General features: G+C 69.8%; 14 protein-coding genes. 7 read left to right on the top strand and 7 right to left on the bottom strand.

Annotation, left to right across the window (positions count from 1 at the left end):
* Window positions 1-15 precede the first annotated feature (15 nt).
* Both EV671_RS10830 and EV671_RS10835 read left to right on the top strand, forming a co-directional pair.
* Window positions 16-570: an NUDIX hydrolase gene (locus tag EV671_RS10830; RefSeq protein ID WP_132571327.1), complete on the top strand. Its 555-nt coding sequence runs from the start codon at window positions 16-18 to the stop codon at window positions 568-570.
* Window positions 571-624: 54 nt separating this feature from the next.
* Complete coding sequence (locus EV671_RS10835; protein ID WP_132571328.1) at window positions 625-1,395, top strand: substrate-binding periplasmic protein; 771 nt, start codon at window positions 625-627, stop codon at window positions 1,393-1,395.
* Here EV671_RS10835 and EV671_RS10840 read toward each other — a convergent pair.
* The 3 genes from EV671_RS10840 to guaD form a co-directional block, all read right to left on the bottom strand.
* Window positions 1,392-1,589 (bottom strand): hypothetical protein, encoded by a 198-nt coding sequence (locus EV671_RS10840; protein ID WP_132571329.1) that lies wholly within the window; start codon window positions 1,587-1,589, stop codon window positions 1,392-1,394. The two genes, EV671_RS10835 and EV671_RS10840, sit on opposite strands and share 4 nt — an antisense overlap.
* A 15-nt stretch (window positions 1,590-1,604) precedes the next feature.
* Window positions 1,605-3,512, bottom strand: a complete 1,908-nt coding sequence (locus EV671_RS27745) for a S9 family peptidase (protein WP_132571330.1) — start codon at window positions 3,510-3,512, stop codon at window positions 1,605-1,607.
* A gap of 97 nt (window positions 3,513-3,609) precedes the next feature.
* Window positions 3,610-4,917 carry a guanine deaminase gene (gene guaD / locus EV671_RS10850; protein WP_132571331.1) on the bottom strand — a complete coding sequence of 436 codons (1,308 nt, stop codon included), beginning with the start codon at window positions 4,915-4,917 and terminating at the stop codon, window positions 3,610-3,612.
* A 39-nt stretch (window positions 4,918-4,956) separates the two neighbouring features.
* Here guaD and xdhA point away from each other — a divergent pair, with 39 nt between their 5' ends.
* Together xdhA and xdhB are read left to right on the top strand one after the other, a co-directional pair.
* Entirely contained in the window at window positions 4,957-6,447 is a 1,491-nt protein-coding gene (gene xdhA, locus EV671_RS10855; RefSeq protein WP_132571332.1) for a xanthine dehydrogenase small subunit, read from the top strand.
* Window positions 6,444-8,762 carry a xanthine dehydrogenase molybdopterin binding subunit gene (gene xdhB / locus EV671_RS10860; RefSeq protein ID WP_132571333.1) on the top strand — a complete coding sequence of 773 codons (2,319 nt, stop codon included), beginning with the start codon at window positions 6,444-6,446 and terminating at the stop codon, window positions 8,760-8,762. Before xdhA ends, xdhB begins: the two co-directional genes overlap by 4 nt.
* Here xdhB and EV671_RS10865 read toward each other — a convergent pair whose 3' ends face one another.
* Genes EV671_RS10865 through polA form a run of 4 tightly spaced genes read right to left on the bottom strand, consistent with a single transcriptional unit; the run spans window position 8,763 to window position 13,232 of the window.
* Window positions 8,763-9,395 carry a LuxR C-terminal-related transcriptional regulator gene (locus EV671_RS10865; protein ID WP_132571334.1) on the bottom strand — a complete coding sequence of 211 codons (633 nt, stop codon included), beginning with the start codon at window positions 9,393-9,395 and terminating at the stop codon, window positions 8,763-8,765.
* Window positions 9,396-9,431: 36 nt separating this feature from the next.
* Window positions 9,432-10,052, bottom strand: coding sequence for an ATPase (locus tag EV671_RS10870; protein WP_243655679.1), 621 nt, complete (start codon window positions 10,050-10,052; stop codon window positions 9,432-9,434).
* 2 nt (window positions 10,053-10,054) lie between these two features.
* On the bottom strand, window positions 10,055-10,402 hold the full coding sequence (locus EV671_RS10875; RefSeq protein WP_132571336.1) for a type II toxin-antitoxin system prevent-host-death family antitoxin: 348 nt from the start codon (window positions 10,400-10,402) through the stop codon (window positions 10,055-10,057).
* A 58-nt stretch (window positions 10,403-10,460) separates the two neighbouring features.
* The gene (gene polA / locus EV671_RS10880; RefSeq protein WP_132571337.1) at window positions 10,461-13,232 is read right to left on the bottom strand and encodes a DNA polymerase I; all 2,772 of its coding nucleotides are present in this window, start codon (window positions 13,230-13,232) and stop codon (window positions 10,461-10,463) included.
* 42 nt (window positions 13,233-13,274) lie between these two features.
* Here polA and EV671_RS10885 point away from each other — a divergent pair, with 42 nt between their 5' ends.
* The 3 genes from EV671_RS10885 to EV671_RS10895 are packed head-to-tail and all read left to right on the top strand — an operon-like array spanning window position 13,275 to window position 15,425.
* The gene (locus EV671_RS10885; protein ID WP_132571338.1) at window positions 13,275-13,556 is read left to right on the top strand and encodes a hypothetical protein; all 282 of its coding nucleotides are present in this window, start codon (window positions 13,275-13,277) and stop codon (window positions 13,554-13,556) included.
* A 43-nt stretch (window positions 13,557-13,599) separates the two neighbouring features.
* Complete coding sequence (locus EV671_RS10890; RefSeq protein WP_132571339.1) at window positions 13,600-14,613, top strand: homoserine kinase; 1,014 nt, start codon at window positions 13,600-13,602, stop codon at window positions 14,611-14,613.
* Entirely contained in the window at window positions 14,610-15,425 is an 816-nt protein-coding gene (locus EV671_RS10895; protein ID WP_132571340.1) for a BPSS1780 family membrane protein, read from the top strand. Before EV671_RS10890 ends, EV671_RS10895 begins: the two co-directional genes overlap by 4 nt.
* The last annotated feature ends 9 nt before the right edge of the window (window positions 15,426-15,434 follow it).

Consider the following 15,434-nt stretch of genomic DNA (forward strand, 5'->3'; position numbering starts at 1 on the left):
TCTAAACTCGGCCGCATGCCCATCCCCAGCCGCTTCAAGCATTGCCCCAACTGCGGCACCGTGGTGGACTACCGCGTGCCGGCCGACGACAACCGCGAACGCGCCGTCTGCCCGGCCTGCCACGCCATCCACTACCAGAACCCGCTGAACGTCGTCGGCACGCTGCCGGTCTGGGAGGCCGATGGCCGCGTGCTGCTGTGCCGCCGCGCGATCGAGCCGCGCCACGGCCTGTGGACGCTGCCGGCCGGGTTCATGGAGCTGGGCGAGACGACGGCCGAGGGCGCGCTGCGCGAGACCCAGGAGGAGGCCGGCGCCGACGTGGAGATGGGGCCGCTTTACACGGTGCTCAACGTCGTGCGGGTGGGCCAGGTCCACCTGTTCTACCGCGCGCGGCTGCGCTCGCCGGAGTTCAACCCGGGGCCGGAGTCGCTGGAGGCGCGCCTGTTCGCCGAGAGCGAGATCCCCTGGGACGACATCGCCTTCAAGACGACGCGCGAGACGCTGCGCTGCTTCTTCGAGGACCGCCGCCGCGGCAGCAGCTACGGCTTGCACGACATCGACATCGCTTGATCGGGCCCCGCGGCGCGCGCATCATCACCAGCACCCAAACGACAGAGGCTGGTCATGTCGACGCGGCGCATGTGGTGCAAGGCGGGCCTGGGCTGGATGGGCGCCCTGGCACTGGCCCGGACAGCCCGCGCAACACAGCTACGCGCCGTCGGCTCGCAGTTCGCGCGCATCTTCGAAGGCAGCGAAGGACTGCCGCCCCGGGGCCTGGCCGTGGACCTGCTGGGCCAGCTCTTCGGCGACGGCCTACGCTGCGAATGGCTGCCCTGGTCGCGCGCCCAGCTGATGTTGGAGCAGGGCGAGGCCGACATCCTCATCGGCCCCTACCGCACGCCAGAGCGCGAGACGCGCATGCTGTTCAGCGTGCGCTCCTTCTATTCCGACGCGATGGTCTGGTATGCCCGCCGCGGCGAGGAGGCACGCTGGACGGGTGAGTTCGCCGAGGTCGCGCAGACGTCGGTGGCGGCCGTGCGCGGCTGGGCCTATGGCAGCCGCTTCGAGCGCATGAGGACATCCCTGGCCCAGCTGACCTGGGTGCAGAACGTGGACGCGGGGCTGCAGATGCTGATGAAGCACCGCGTCGAGCTGTTCGCGGCCAACGACCGCAACTGCCAGCCGGTGCTGCAGAGGCTGAACCTGGCGGACGCCGTCGCGCGCTGCTCGCCGCCTCTGGACGTGCTGCACGGCCATATGGCCTTCGCGCGCAGCGCCGCCGGCGAGGCGCTATCGCAGCGCTATGACCAGGCCTTCGAGCAGTGGCTGCGCACCGGCTCGGCGGCCGAGCTGTACCGCCGCTGGGGCGTGGACAGGCCGGTCACCGCGCTCTAGCGCCGCCCGCTGCCGAGCACCCGCGCCGGCAGCATGACGATGGCGCGCAGCAGCTCGAAGGCGCCCTCGACCGCAATGCCCAGCAGCCTGAAGGGCAGCGTGATCAGCCAGACCACGGGCCACAGCAGCAGGGCCAGCAGCGCCAGCGGCCAGCAGACCACGAAGAGCACGCACCAGAGCAGGAAGCTGAACATCGCGATCTCCTTCGATCAAGGTTTGAGGTATTTGTCGAGGAACTCGACCATGCGCCGGTTGGCCTCGATCTGGTTCTTCTTCTTCGAGAAGCCATGGCCCTCGTCGTCGAACACGAGATAGTCCACGGGCACGCCGTTCTTCTTGACCGCAGCGACGATGTCATCGCTCTCGGGCTTGATCACGCGCGGGTCGTTGGCGCCCTGCACGACCATCAACGGCTTCCTGATCTCGCCGGCATGGAAGAGCGGCGACGTGGCCATCAGGCGCTCGCGGTCCTTCACCGGGTCCCCGATCTCCTGATAGAGCGCCTGGCGGAAGCTCTCCCAGTAGGGTGGGATGGACTCCAGCGTGCGGATCCAGTTGGCGACGCCGAAGATGTCGATGCCGACCTTGAAGGCCTCGGGTCGGAAAGCCAGGGCCGACAGCACCATGTAGCCGCCGTAGCTGCCGCCGACGATGCCGATGCGCTCGGGGTCGATGACGCCGGTGCCGGCCAGGAAGGTCTTGGCCTCGACGCAGTCCCACAGCGGCTCGCGGCCATGCCTGCCGTCGTCGGCCGTGTTGAAGCTCTTGCCATAGCCCGAACTGCCGCGGTTGTTGATGCCCAGCACCGCATAGCCGTTGTTGACGAAGTACTGCATCAGCGCCGAGTAGCCGCGCATCGTTTCGCCGCCGGGGCCGCCGTGCACCCAGACGATGGCCGGCACCTTGTGCGTGGGCGACGCCTCCTTGGGAACCATGTAGACCGACGGGATGACCATGCCGTCGAAGCTCCTGAAGCGGGCGATGGACGCATCCACCAGCTCGTTCGGGTCGATGTCCTTGGACAGGCTCTGCGTCAGCTGCCGGGGCGCCGCGCTGGAACCGACGTCGGCGACGAAGAGGTTGTTGGGCGAGCGGTCGCCATTGACGTAGAAGGCCATGCGCTTGCCGCTGCGCGAGAAGGCCACGCCGCGCACCTCGCCGCCGGGCAGCTTGGGCAGGGCGACGGGCTTGCCGTCGCTGTACAGGCGCAGCGCGATGCTGGCATCGACGTTGATGCCGGTGACGCGGTGGCGGCCATCCTTGGAGAAGCTGGTGTACTCCACGTCCCAGTCGGCCCGCTCGACGTCGCGCGTCTTGCCGGTGGCCAGGTCGTAGGCGACGACGCGGGCGAACTCGCCACCGTCGTTGCTCGTCATCAGCAGCTCGCGGTTGTCGGGCGTGAAGTCCTGCGGCGCGTACTGGGCCACGCCCTGGTGGGGCGTGATGTGCTTGATCTCGCCGCTCTTCAGGTCGGCGAGGTGCACATCGGAGTCGGCCGTCGTGTTGACCTTGGCCAGGGCCAGCCAGCGGCCGTCGCGGCTGACCTCGGCGACCTCCCAGCCGGCCTCGTTCTTGAAAACCAGCGTGCGGGCATAGGTCTTGGCGTCATAGCGGTAGAGGTCGAAGAAGCGCTCGTCGCGCTCGTTGGTGCCGACGTAGAAAGCCGTGTCGTCGCCCGACCAGCCGGCAAACCGCGCCTTGAGCTTGTCGCCGGGCGTCAGGTCGCGCTCGCTGCCGCCCGGTTCGCGCACATAGAGGTGGTTGAGCTCGTTGCCGCCCTTGTCGCGGGTGTAGAGGAAGCGGTCATCGCCGGGGAAGAAGCCGACGGCATAGTGGCTGTCGGTCTTGGAGTCCGTCAGCTGCTGAGGCTTGCCGCCGCCCACGGGCATCGCATAGACGTTGTAGATGCCGGTCTCGTTGCTGTGGAAGAGGATGCGGCTCTCGTCCGCCGAGAAACTGGCGCCGCCGATGTTCACGGTCGCCATGAACTGCTCGATGGTGTAGCGCTTGGCCGGCTTGAGCGCGGCAAGCACGGGCTTGTCGGCGGCGGTGGCCGCGTCGGGTGCGGCGACCAGCAGGGCCAGCGTGGCGGCCAGGGTCAGCAGAGGTCGGCTCATGGAGTCTCCGTGTGAATGTGTAGGCAGACTCTAGCCAGCCGCAGGCCCCTCCCCCATCGGGGTTGTGACGAAGCGGCGGATTCGCGGGATGGCCGGCTCAAACCCGGCGCTGGCCGGCGACATAGCAGGCCGCCAGGTTGCGCTCGTCCGCCTGCGTCATCCACGCGAAGACCCGCTCGTGCAGCTCGCGGGCGGCCGCGTCGCGCGCCTCGGCCACCGGTCCCCTGGCCCAGTCCCAGACGCAGAGGTCGGCCGCCTGGCCGGCCGACAGGCCGCCGACCTCGCCGCCCAGGCGCAGCGCCTCCGCCGCACCGCGGGTGGCGGCATGCAGGGCCGCCCAGGCCGTCAGCCGCGCGCCCCGCAGGGCCTGGATCTTGTAGGCATCGAGCAGGTTGCGTGGCAGGCTCAGCGAGGTACCACCGCCGACGTCGGAGGCGAGGCTGACGTTGAACTCTGCGCCCGGCCAGTCGAACAGCCCGCTGCCGAGGAAGAGGTTGCTCGACGGGCAATGCGCCACCTGGGCGCCGCGCTCGGCCAGCAGGCGCTTGTCGGCGGCGTCCAGCCAGATGCCGTGCGCCAGCACGGCGCGCTCGTGCACCAGGCCGACGCACTCGTAGACATCCAGATAGCTGCGCGCCTGCGGGAACAGCTGCGCCACCCAGGCGACCTCGGCGCGGTTCTCGGCGACATGGGTCTGCATGTAGAGGCTGGCGTCGGCGCGGCACAGCGCGCCGGCCATCGCGAGCTGCTCCGGGGTGCTGGTCGGCGCGAAGCGCACCGTGACCGCATAGGCCAGGCGCTCCCGGCCATGGAAGCGGTCTATCAGGTCGACGCAGTCACGCTCGGCCTGCTCGACGTCGTCCCTGAGCCCGTCAGGCGCATGCCGATCCATCAGCACCTTGCCGGTGACGAGGCGCATGCCGCGCGCCGCCGCGCCCTCGAACAGCGCCTCGGCCGAAACCTTGTGCACGGTGGGGAAGACGACGGCCGAGGTCGTGCCGCTGGCCAGCAGCGCGTCCAGGAAGACCTCGGCCCCGGCGCGGCTGCGGGCCGGGTCGGCAAAGGCGCGCTCGGCCGGGAAGGTGTAGCGCTGCAGCCAGTCCAGCAGCTCGGTGCCATAGGAGCCGATGACCTCCAGCTGCGGGCAGTGCACATGGGTGTCGATGAAGCCCGGCAGCACCAGCTGGCCGGCATGGTCCTTGCGCGCCCAGCTGGCGTCAGGCTCGGCGGCCTGGCGGCCGACGATGCGGCCGTCCTCGATCAGCAGCCAATGGTCGCGGTCGAAACGCACCGCCGGCGACTCGGTATCGCCCCAGGCCGGTGCGGCCGTGAAGTCCAGCAGATCGCCGCGCAAGGCCCATCTCCGCGGGGCGATCGAGGATTTTTCCTGGTTAGTAAAACTCATATGGCAATTCTGAGGCAAGCTCGGACAATCGAGGCCAGCATGAATACCCGCCCAAACCTTCGCCCTGTGCGCTTTTTCCATCGCGGCGCGGTCGTCGAGGTGGCCGGCCTGCCCCCGACGACGACGGTCCTGCAATATCTGCGCGAGCATGCCGGCTGCACCGGCACCAAGGAAGGCTGCGCCGAGGGCGACTGTGGCGCCTGCACCGTCATCCAGGGCGAGCTGGACGAGGCCGGCGAACTGCAGCTGCGCAATGTCAACGCCTGCACCCAGTTCCTGCCGACGCTGGACGGCCGCGCGCTGCTGACCGTGGAAGACCTCGGCGGCCCCGGGCAACCCAACCCGGCCCAGCAGGCCCTGGTGGATTGCCATGGCTCGCAGTGCGGCTTCTGCACGCCGGGCTTCGTCATGACGATGACGGCTTGCTACGAGGCCCACCAGGCCGCCGGCACGCGGCCCGACCGCCAACAGCTGGCCGACGCACTGGCCGGCAACCTGTGCCGCTGCACCGGCTACCGGCCCATCCTGGACGCCGGCGAGCAGATGTTCGATGCGCCGGCCCGGCGCATCGCGCGCGCGCCCATCGCCGCGGCGCTGCGCACGCTGGCCGCCGACGCGCCGCTGGACTACGGCCACGCCGGTGCCCTCTTCCACGCGCCGCAGACCCTGGCCGAGCTGGCTCTGCTGCGCGAGACCTATCCCGAGGCGACGCTGCTGGCCGGCTCCACCGACATCGGCCTGTGGGTGAACAAGCAGTTCCGCGCGCTGCCGCAGCTGATCTACACCGGCCGCGTGGCCGCTCTGCGCGAAATCCGCGCCGAGGACTTCCACGGCCAGCCCGGGCTGTGGATAGGCGCGGCCGCGCCGCTGGAGGAGGCCTGGACGGCGCTGGCCGAGCTGGCGCCCGCGCTGGCCGAACTGTGGCGGCGCTTTGCATCGCCGCCGGTGCGCCATGCGGGGACCCTCGGCGGCAACATCGCCAACGGTTCGCCCATCGGCGACGGCTCGCCGGCCCTGATCGCTCTGGGCGCCGAGGTCGTGCTGCGCCGCGGCACCCGGCAGCGCCGCCTGCCGCTGCAGGACTTCTACCTCGACTACATGAAGAAGGACCTGCAGCCGGGCGAGTTCGTCGAGGCGCTGCACCTGCCCCGGCCCGACACCGGCTGGGCCATCTCGGCACACAAGATCTGCAAGCGCCACGACAGCGACATCTCGGCCGTCTGCGCCGTGCTGGCCCTGCAGCTGCGCAACGGCACGGTACAGCAGGCACGCTTCGTGTTCGGCGGCATGGCGGCCATCGTGAAACGCGCGGCGCATGCCGAGGCTGCCGTCGTCGGCCAGCCCTGGGTCGAGGCTACCGCCGAGGCCGCGGCCGCCGCGCTGGCCGGCGACTTCAAGCCCATGACCGACATGCGCGCCTCCGACGCCTATCGCATGAAGGTCGCGCAGAACCTGCTGCGCAAGCTCTGGCTGGAGACGCTGGAGCGCCGCACGATCGGCGTCTGGCGCGCCGGGAGGCTGGCCGCATGAACAAGCCCGAAGCCCTGGTACTGAACGAACCGGTCGTCGGCAGCTCCCGCCCGCACGAGTCGGCGCATCTGCACGTCCGCGGCGCCGCGCCTTACACCGACGACCTGCCCGAGCCCGCCGGCACGCTGCATGCGGCCCTGGGCCTGTCGCCCATCGCGCACGGCAAGTTGCTCGGCATCGACCTGGAGCGCATCCGCCGCATGCCCGGCGTTGTCGCCGTACTGAGCGCGGCCGACATCCCCGCCGAGAACAACTGCGGCCCGCTGCTGCACGACGACCCCATCCTCGCCGCGGGCGAGCTGCGCTATGTCGGCCAGCCGGTCTTCGCCGTCATCGCGACGGACCGCGAGCTGGCGCGACGCGCGGCGGCGCTGGCGAACCAGGTCATCCAAGCCGAGCCCCTGCCGGCCGTGCTGACGGCGCTCGACGCCCACGCCGCCGGCCAATATGTGCTGCCGCCCATGCACCTGACGCGCGGCACGCCGGCCGCACAGCTCGCCGCCGCGCCACAGCGGCTGGCCGGTATGTGGAGCCTGGGCGGCCAGGAACAGTTCTATCTGGAAGGCCAGATCAGCCTGGCCGTCCCGCAGGAAGGCGGCGAGGGCCTGCTTGTGCACTGCTCGACCCAACACCCGAGCGAGATGCAGCAGCTCGTGGCCCATGCGCTGGGCTGGCAGGCCCACCGCGTCGCCGTGCAATGCCGGCGCATGGGCGGCGGCTTCGGCGGCAAGGAGTCGCAATCCGCCCTCTTCGCCTGCGTCGCGTCCATTGCCGCGCTGAGACTGGGCAAACCCGTCAAGCTGCGCGTGGACCGCGACGACGACTTCCTGATCACCGGCCGCCGCCACGGCTTCGACTACCGCTGGGACGTGGGCTTCGATGCCGACGGCCGCGTCCTCGCCGTCGATATCGACCTGATCGCCAACGCCGGCCACAGCGCCGACCTGTCAGCGCCGGTCATGGCCCGCGCGCTCTGCCACTTCGACAACGCCTACTGGCTGCCCCATGTGGCCATGAACGGCTATTGCGCGAGGACCAACACGCAGAGCAACACCGCCTTCCGCGGCTTCGGCGGCCCGCAGGGCGCCATCGCCATCGAGATGATCCTGGACGGCGTCGCGCGCCGGCTGCGGCTGGACCCGGCCGAGGTGCGCCGGCGCAACTTCTATGCCGCCGGCCGGGACATCACGCCCTATGGCCAGCAGGTCGAGGAGCTGCACGCCCAGACGCTGACCGCGCAGTTGCTCGCCAGCAGCCGCTACGAGGAACGCCGCCTGGAAATCGCCGCCTTCAACGCCACCAGCCCGGTGCTGAAGAAGGGCCTGGCCTTCACGCCGGTCAAGTTCGGCATCTCCTTCAACGTCGCCCACCTGAACCAGGCCGGCGCGCTGGTGCATGTCTACACCGACGGCTCGGTGCTCGTGAACCATGGTGGCACCGAGATGGGCCAGGGGCTCAACACCAAGGTGGCCCAGGTCGTCGCGCACGAACTCGGCCTGCCGCTGGCTGCCGTGCGCTGCTCGGCCACCGACACGAGCAAGGTCGCCAACACCTCGGCCACCGCCGCCTCGACCGGCAGCGACCTGAACGGCAAGGCCGCGCAGGATGCCGCGCGCAAGATCAGGGCGCGGCTGGCGGCCCTGGCGGCCGAGCGCTTCGGCTGCGCGGCGGAACTCGTCGCCTTCGAGAATGGCCAGGTCAGCGGCGGCGGACACGGCCTGCCCTTCCGGGATCTCGTCGCCGCGGCGTATCTGCAGCGCGTCCAGCTCTGGAGCGACGGCTTCTACGCCACGCCCGGCCTGCACTGGGACAAGACCAGGCTGCAGGGCCACCCCTTCTACTACTACGCCTGGGGCGGCGCCGTCTGCGAGGCGCTGGTCGACACGCTGACCGGCGAAAGCCGCATCACGCGGGCCGACCTGCTGCACGACGTAGGCCAGAGCCTGAACCCGGCCATCGACATCGGCCAGATCGAGGGCGGCTTCATCCAGGGCATGGGCTGGCTGACGATGGAAGAACTCGTCTGGCATCCCGTCACGGGACTGCTGACGACCCACGCACCCAGCACCTACAAGATCCCGACGGCCAACGACTGCCCGACCGAGTTCCGCACCGAGCTCTTCGGCATCGCCAACGCCAGCGAGACCATCCACCGCAGCAAGGCCGTGGGCGAGCCGCCGCTGCTGCTGGGCTTCGCGGCCCTGCTGGCCATCAAGGAGGCTTGCGCGGCCGCCGGCCCCGAGGGCTGCGACCCGCCGCTGCGTGCGCCGGCGACGGCCGAGGCGGTGCTGGACGCGATCGACGCGGTGCGCTGATCAGGATCTGTTTTTCTGCGTCGCGGCGACGACGGCCTGGGTGCGCGAGCTGACTCCCAGCGCCTTCAGCACCGCGGCGACATGGTCCTTGACGGTCTCGACGCTGACGCCGAGTTCGCGCGCAATCAGCTTGTTGGACAGTCCCTGCGTCAACAGGTGCAGCACATGCTTCTGGCGTGGCGTCAGCGGCAGCTCGGCCCAGTCGGGCACCGGCGTGGCTGCGACGGGCGGTGCGGGCGTGTCGTCGGCGCGAGGCTTCAGCGGCGGTACATAGGTGCCGCCGGCCAGCACGAGATGCAGGGCCTGCACCAGCGTGTGCAGGTCGCTGCGCTCGGGCACATAGCCCATCGCACCGGCGCCCAGGGCCCGCAATGCATCCTCGGTTTCGTCGCTGCCGGAAACCACCACCACCGGCAGCATCAGGTGCTCGCGGTGAATCTGCTGCAGCAGTTCGAAGCCCCCCTCCACCCTCAGGTCCAGCAGCACGAGGCGGGGCAGGCCCTGGGCCAGCGCGGCGCGGGCGGCCTCGACCGTGTCGACACCCTGCACCTGGGTATCGGCGAAATGCTGCTCGATCAGGCCGGTGAGCGCGGCGCGCACCATCGGGAAAGCATCGACCAGCAAGATCCTCATCACAACCCAAGCCTGTTCATTGGGCGACGATGATAGTCAACGCAGGGCCGCAGCCAGCACGGGCTTGGCCCAGGCGGGCACGCTGCGCAGCGGCGCGTGCGCGACGACACGCCCGGCCTGCATCTGCAGTAGCAGCACGGGCTGGGGTTTGCGGCCGGCGCGCGGGTCGGCCTCGAAGCTGTTGTCGTAGACACGCAGGCTGGCGAGCTGCGGCATCAGCTTGACGAGGTTGGCCCGGCTGGCGTCGAAGCGCTCACGCACCTTGGCCTCGGGGATGTCGTGGCCGCCGGCCGTCACGCGCGCCTGGATGCGGCGCAGATGCAGCTCGGGCGTGGCCAGGCCGGCGAACCAGACATGGACCTCGGCGCCGGCGCGTGCGCCGTCCAGCAGCAGCCTGGCAATGCTGTGGCCGCCCAGTGTCGTCTCGAAGGCATAGGTCAGGCCTTCGGCCAGTGCGCGCTCCAGGCCGCGCCGGCCCAGCGTCCAGGCCAGACCGTTGGCCTGTTCGGCGGACAGGCCCGGCTGCTGCTCGCGCAGCCGCGCGGCGATCGCGTCGGGGTTGAAGAACTCGGCGCCGCTGGCCTGGATGGCCGCGCCGCCCAGCGAACTCTTGCCGGCGCCGTTGACGCCGGCCAGCACGAAAAGCCTGGCGGGCAAGCTCAGGCGGCCTTGCGACGAGAAGGCTTGGCGGCCTTGGCTGCCGCGGCGCCGATGGCGTCGGGCGCCATCGCGAAGGCGTCCGCCAGCGCGTCGCCCTGGCCCTGCATGCGCGCCAGCATCGCGTCGAATTCGCCGCCCAGAGCGCCCAGGTCGGGCTCGGCGGCGCGCTGCAACTCGCGGTAGCGCTCGACCGACATCAGCACGAAGGCCGGCTGGTCATGCTTGGTGATCAGCACCGCGCCATGCGCGGCCACCGCGCGACCGACCTTCTGGATGCCGGCCACGAGCTCAGTCGCGGTGACGCTGGGCAATGGGTCGGCAATCAGCGGCTCAAGGACGGCGGACATGCTGGACTCCGGATATAGGCATTACGCATATTTTCCCCATTTTATGAAAAATAGGAAATCAATGCGCTTCTTCCCAGTTGCTGCCCACGCCCACCTCGGCCAGCAGCGGCACCTTGAGCTCGGCCACGCCGGCCATCAGCCGCGGCACCTCGGTGCGCACCCAGTCCAGCTCGGCCTCGGGCACCTCGAAGACCAGTTCGTCATGCACCTGCATGACGATGGCCGTCTGCTTGGCCGAGCGGTCCAGCTCGGCCTGCACAGCCAGCATCGCCAGCTTGATGAGGTCGGCCGCCGTGCCCTGCATGGGCGCATTGATGGCCTGGCGCTCGGCGCCGGCGCGGCGCGGGCCGTTGCCGCCGCGGATCTCGGGCAGGTAGATGCGCCGGCCGAACAGGGTCTCGACATAGCCGCGTTCGGCGGCGCGCGCCTTGGTCTCGTCCATATAGCGCTTCACGCCGGCGAAGCGGGTGAAGTAGCGCTCGATGTAGTCCTTGGCGGCCTTCTGCTCGATGCCCAGTGCGGCGGCCAGGCCGAAGGCACCCATGCCGTAGATCAGGCCGAAGTTGATGGTCTTGGCATAGCGGCGCTGCTCGCTGGACACCTCGCCCAGCGGCACGCCGAAGACCTCGCTGGCGGTGGCCCGGTGCACGTCCTGGCCTTCCTGGAAAGCCTTCAGCAGGCCCGGGTCCTCGCTGATGTGGGCCATGATGCGCAGCTCGATCTGGGAGTAGTCGGCGCTGACGATGCTGCAGCCCGCAGGGGCGACGAAGGCCTCGCGCACGCGCCGGCCCTCGGCCGTGCGGATGGGGATGTTCTGCAGATTGGGCTCGTTGCTGGACAGCCGCCCCGTCACGGCCACGGCCTGGGCGTAGTTGGTGTGCACGCGGCCGGTGTGGGCGTTGATCTGCAGCGGCAGCTTGTCGGTGTAGGTGCTCTTGAGCTTGGCGAGACCACGGTATTCGAGGATGCGGGCCGGCAGCGGGAAGTCGGCAGCCAGCTCGGTCAGCACCTCCTCGTCGGTGGAGGGCGCGCCGGTGGCGGTCTTCTTGACGACGGGCAGGCCGAGCTTGCCGAACAGGATGTCGCCGATCTGCTTGGGCGAGCCGATGTTGAAGGGCTGGCCGGCGATCTCGTAGCACTGCTGCTCCAGCGCGATCAGGCGCTGGCCGATCTCGTGGCTCTGGGCCTGCAGCCTGGCCGCGTCAATCAGCACGCCGTGGCGTTCGATACGGGCCAGCAGCGCGGCCGTGGGCATCTCGATGTCGCGGTAGATGCGGGTCAGCCCCGGCTCTAGCTCGATCTGCGGCCACAGCACCTGGTTCAGGTGCAGGCACATCTCGGAGTCCTCGCCCGAATAGGTCGTGGCCCGGGCCACGTCCACCTGGGCGAAGGGGATCTGGTGGGCGCCCTTGCCGCACAGATCCTCGTAGGACAGGCCCTTGCGGCCCAGGTGGCGCTCGGCCAGGGCCTCGAGGTTGTGCGTCTTGTGGGCCTCCAGCACATAGCTCTGCAGCAGGGTGTCGTGCTGCACGCCGGCCAGCGCGATGCCGGCGTTGGCCAGCACATGCCGGTCGTACTTGAGGTTCTGGCCGATCTTCTTGGCCGACTCGTCCTCCAGCCAGGGCTTGAGGCGGGCCAGCACTTCGTCGAAGGGCAGTTGCTCGGGCGCGTCCGGGCCGCTGTGGTGCAGCGGGATGTAGGCTGCCTCGCCGGGCTTGTCGGCGAAGGAGATGCCGACGATCTGCGCGGCCATCGGGTCCAGCGAATCGGTCTCGGTGTCCAGCGCGCACAGCGGCGCGGCGCGCAACCGGGCGATCCAGGCCTCGAGCTGCTCGAAGCTGAGGATGGTGTCGTAGCGGCGGGCCAGATCGACACCATCGGCGGCGGCCCCGGCGGGCGGCGCGGGCTCGTCGAACAGGCCCGGATTGGCCGCCACCGCCTTGGGCTTGGGGGCCGGGGCTTCGCCGGTCAGTTCCTTCAGCCAGGTCTTGAAGCCGTTGCGCGCGTAGAACTCGGCGAGCAGCGCCTTGTCCGCCTCGCGCAGGGCCAGCGGCTCCAATGTCGGCCAGCCGGCGATGTGGCTGCCGAGGTCGCAGTCCAGCTTCACGGTGACCAGCCTGCGGCCCATCGGCAGCCAGTCCAGCGCCGCGCGCAGGTTCTCGCCAGCCTTGCCCTTGACCGTGGGCGCCGCGGCGATGACGCCGTCCAGCGAGCCGTACTCGGCCACCCACTTGGCGGCGGTCTTCGGGCCGACGCCGGTCACGCCCGGCACGTTGTCCACGGTGTCGCCCATCAGCGTCAGGTAGTCGATGATGCGGTCCGGCGCCACGCCGAACTTGGCGACGACGCCGGCCTCGTCCAGGCGCTCGTTGCTCATCGTGTTGATCAGCTCCACGTCGGCGTTGACGAGCTGGGCCAGGTCCTTGTCGCCGGTGGAGACGATGACGCGATGGCCCTGCTCCACAGCGACGCGGCTGAGCGTGCCGATGGCGTCGTCGGCCTCGATGCCGGGCACCGTCAGTACCGGCCAGCCCAGCAGCTTGACGACCTCGTGGATGGGCTCGATCTGTGCGCGCAGCTCCGGCGGCATGGGCGCGCGCTGGGCCTTGTACTCGGGGTACCACTCGTCGCGGAAGGTCGGGCCGGAGGCGTCGAAGACACAGACCGCGTGCTCGGCACCGACGTCGCTGCGCAGGCGCTGAAGCATCGCCACCATGCCATGCACGGCGCCGGTGGGCTGGCCCTCGGGGCCGCGCAGGTCGGGCATGGCATGGAAGGCACGGTAGAGGTAGCTGGAGCCGTCGACCAGCAGCAGGATGGGTTTACTCATGGAGAGGGATTCTCGGACAGACGCCCGCCTAGAATCGACAGCATGCGTCGCCCCACCGCCCTCCTGCTGCTCGCAGTCTGCTGCACGAGCGCACTCGCCGAACCGCCGCCCGAGCCCAAGGTCGAGCGCACCGTGACCGAGGACGACCAGGTCCGCATCGAGGAGCTCAAGGTGCGCGGCGAGACCAAGAAGGTCACGGTCAAGAACAAGAAGACCCGGGCCCCCGACTACGAGATCGTCGTCAACGACGCCGGCCACGAGTCGGCCGGCGGCAGCGGCAAGAGCGGCTCGGGCACACGGGTCTGGCGAATCCTCAATTTCTGATCGCGCGCGGCCCTCGGCCGTTTCAGTCGCTTTTTTCCGACCCATGGCCGTTTTCACCGAAGTCAGCCCGGCGCAGGCACAAGCCCTGCTGGACCACCTCCAACTCGGGACCCTGAGCTCGCTGCGCGGCATCGGCGCCGGCATCGAGAACACCAACTACTTCGTCGACTGCACCCGCGGCGACGGCCATCTGCACCGCTATGTGCTGACGCTGTTCGAGCGCCTGACAGCCGAGCAGTTGCCGTTCTACCTGCGCCTGATGCAGCACCTCGCCCAGCGCGGCGTGCCGGTGCCCGAACCGCACGCCGATGCCACCGGCGAGATCCTGTTCGAGGTGGCGGGCAAGCCGGCCGCCATCGTCGATCGCCTGCATGGCGGCCACCAGCTCGCGCCCGACGCCTTCCACTGCCAGCAGGTGGGCGCGACGCTGGCGCGCATGCACCTGGCCGGGCGCGACTTCGGCATGCACCAGCCCAATCTGCGCGGCCTGGCCTGGTGGCGCGAGGTCGTGCCGCAGATCCTGCCCTTCCTCGAGGCCGACCAGGCCGGACTGCTGAAGAGCGAGCTGACCTACCAGGAACAGCTGGCCGCGTCGGCCGAGTTCGCGCAACTGCAGCAACACCACTCAGGCCCCATCCACGCCGACCTGTTCCGCGACAACGTGATGTTCGAGCCCGGCGAGGGCCCGGGCCGCGAGCGCCTGACCGGTTTCTTCGACTTCTATTTCGCGGGCTGCGACACCTGGCTGTTCGACCTCGCCGTCTGCCTGAACGACTGGTGCATCGACCTGACGACCGGCGTCCTCATCGAGGAGCGCGCCGCGGTCTTCGTCTCGTCTTACGAGAGCGTGCGCCCGCTGTCCGGCGCCGAGCACCGCCTGCTGCCCGCGCTGCTGCGGGCCGCGGCGCTGCGCTTCTGGGTGTCGCGCCTCTATGACCTGCACCTGCCGCGCGAGGCCAGCCTGCTCAAGCCCCACGACCCGCGCCACTTCGAGCGCGTGCTGCGCGAGCGCATCGCCAAACCCTGGCATGCCTTGCACGACGGGGCCAAGGCATGACGATGCAGTTGCATCTGCAACAGGTGCCGGCCCGCAACGGCCGGCTGTGGATTCGCCACGGCTTCAAGGTCTTCCAGCGCCAGCCCCTGGCCCTGTCCAGCCTGTTCGGGCTCTTCCTCTTCCTGGGCTTCGTCGCGATGCTGCTGCCGGGCGTCGGCCTGCTGCTGACCTTCGGCTCGCTGCCGCTGCTGTCGCTGGGCTTCATGCTGGCCACCCATCTGGTGCTGCAGAAGAAGACGCCGACGGCCAGCGTCTTCGTCGCGCCGCTGAAGCTCACGCCCGAGCGCCGCCGCAGCCAGATCGCGCTGTGCTTCAGCTATGCGCTGGCCATGCTGGCGATCGGCCTGCTGGCCGACTGGGTGGACGGCGGCAGCACCGCCGACCTGCAGAAGCTGATCGCCGACAACGCCGACAGCGAGGCCATCGCACAGGCTGCCACCGACCCTCGCCTGCTGTGGGGCATGTTCACGCGCCTGGGCCTGGTGACCCTGCTGTCCGTGCCCTACTGGCACGCCCCTGCCCTGGTGCACTGGGGCGGCCAGGGCATGGCGCAGGCCCTCTTCTCCAGTTCGCTGGCGCTATGGCGCAACAAGGCGGCGTTCGGGCTGAACGCCCTGCTCTGGGCCGGCCTGCTGATGGCCGTGGCCAGCATCGTCAGCCTGGCCTTCGGCCTGCTGGGCCTGACGCAGTTCGCCCCCATGGTGCTGATGGCCACCGGCCTGGTGCTGTCGACGGTGTTCTACGCGTCGCTGTATTTCAGCTTCGTCGACTGCTTCATGTTCGGCGCGCCGAGCGACGTGCTCAGCGACTGACGCTTTGAC

This window comes from Roseateles saccharophilus (assembly GCF_004342485.1).
Lineage (GTDB): Bacteria > Pseudomonadota > Gammaproteobacteria > Burkholderiales > Burkholderiaceae_C > Pelomonas > Pelomonas saccharophila.

What these genes read in the sequence shown, in the direction of transcription:
- EV671_RS10830 (WP_132571327.1), top strand. Translation starts at nt 16, where the DNA reads ATGCCCATCCCCAGCCGCTTCAAGCATTGCCCCAACTGCGGCACCGTG.
- EV671_RS10835 (WP_132571328.1), top strand. Translation starts at nt 625, where the DNA reads ATGTCGACGCGGCGCATGTGGTGCAAGGCGGGCCTGGGCTGGATGGGC.
- EV671_RS10840 (WP_132571329.1), bottom strand. Translation starts at nt 1,589, where the DNA reads ATGTTCAGCTTCCTGCTCTGGTGCGTGCTCTTCGTGGTCTGCTGGCCG.
- EV671_RS27745 (WP_132571330.1), bottom strand. Translation starts at nt 3,512, where the DNA reads ATGAGCCGACCTCTGCTGACCCTGGCCGCCACGCTGGCCCTGCTGGTC.
- guaD (WP_132571331.1), bottom strand. Translation starts at nt 4,917, where the DNA reads ATGAGTTTTACTAACCAGGAAAAATCCTCGATCGCCCCGCGGAGATGG.
- xdhA (WP_132571332.1), top strand. Translation starts at nt 4,957, where the DNA reads ATGAATACCCGCCCAAACCTTCGCCCTGTGCGCTTTTTCCATCGCGGC.
- xdhB (WP_132571333.1), top strand. Translation starts at nt 6,444, where the DNA reads ATGAACAAGCCCGAAGCCCTGGTACTGAACGAACCGGTCGTCGGCAGC.
- EV671_RS10865 (WP_132571334.1), bottom strand. Translation starts at nt 9,395, where the DNA reads ATGAGGATCTTGCTGGTCGATGCTTTCCCGATGGTGCGCGCCGCGCTC.
- EV671_RS10875 (WP_132571336.1), bottom strand. Translation starts at nt 10,402, where the DNA reads ATGTCCGCCGTCCTTGAGCCGCTGATTGCCGACCCATTGCCCAGCGTC.
- polA (WP_132571337.1), bottom strand. Translation starts at nt 13,232, where the DNA reads ATGAGTAAACCCATCCTGCTGCTGGTCGACGGCTCCAGCTACCTCTAC.
- EV671_RS10885 (WP_132571338.1), top strand. Translation starts at nt 13,275, where the DNA reads ATGCGTCGCCCCACCGCCCTCCTGCTGCTCGCAGTCTGCTGCACGAGC.
- EV671_RS10890 (WP_132571339.1), top strand. Translation starts at nt 13,600, where the DNA reads ATGGCCGTTTTCACCGAAGTCAGCCCGGCGCAGGCACAAGCCCTGCTG.
- EV671_RS10895 (WP_132571340.1), top strand. Translation starts at nt 14,610, where the DNA reads ATGACGATGCAGTTGCATCTGCAACAGGTGCCGGCCCGCAACGGCCGG.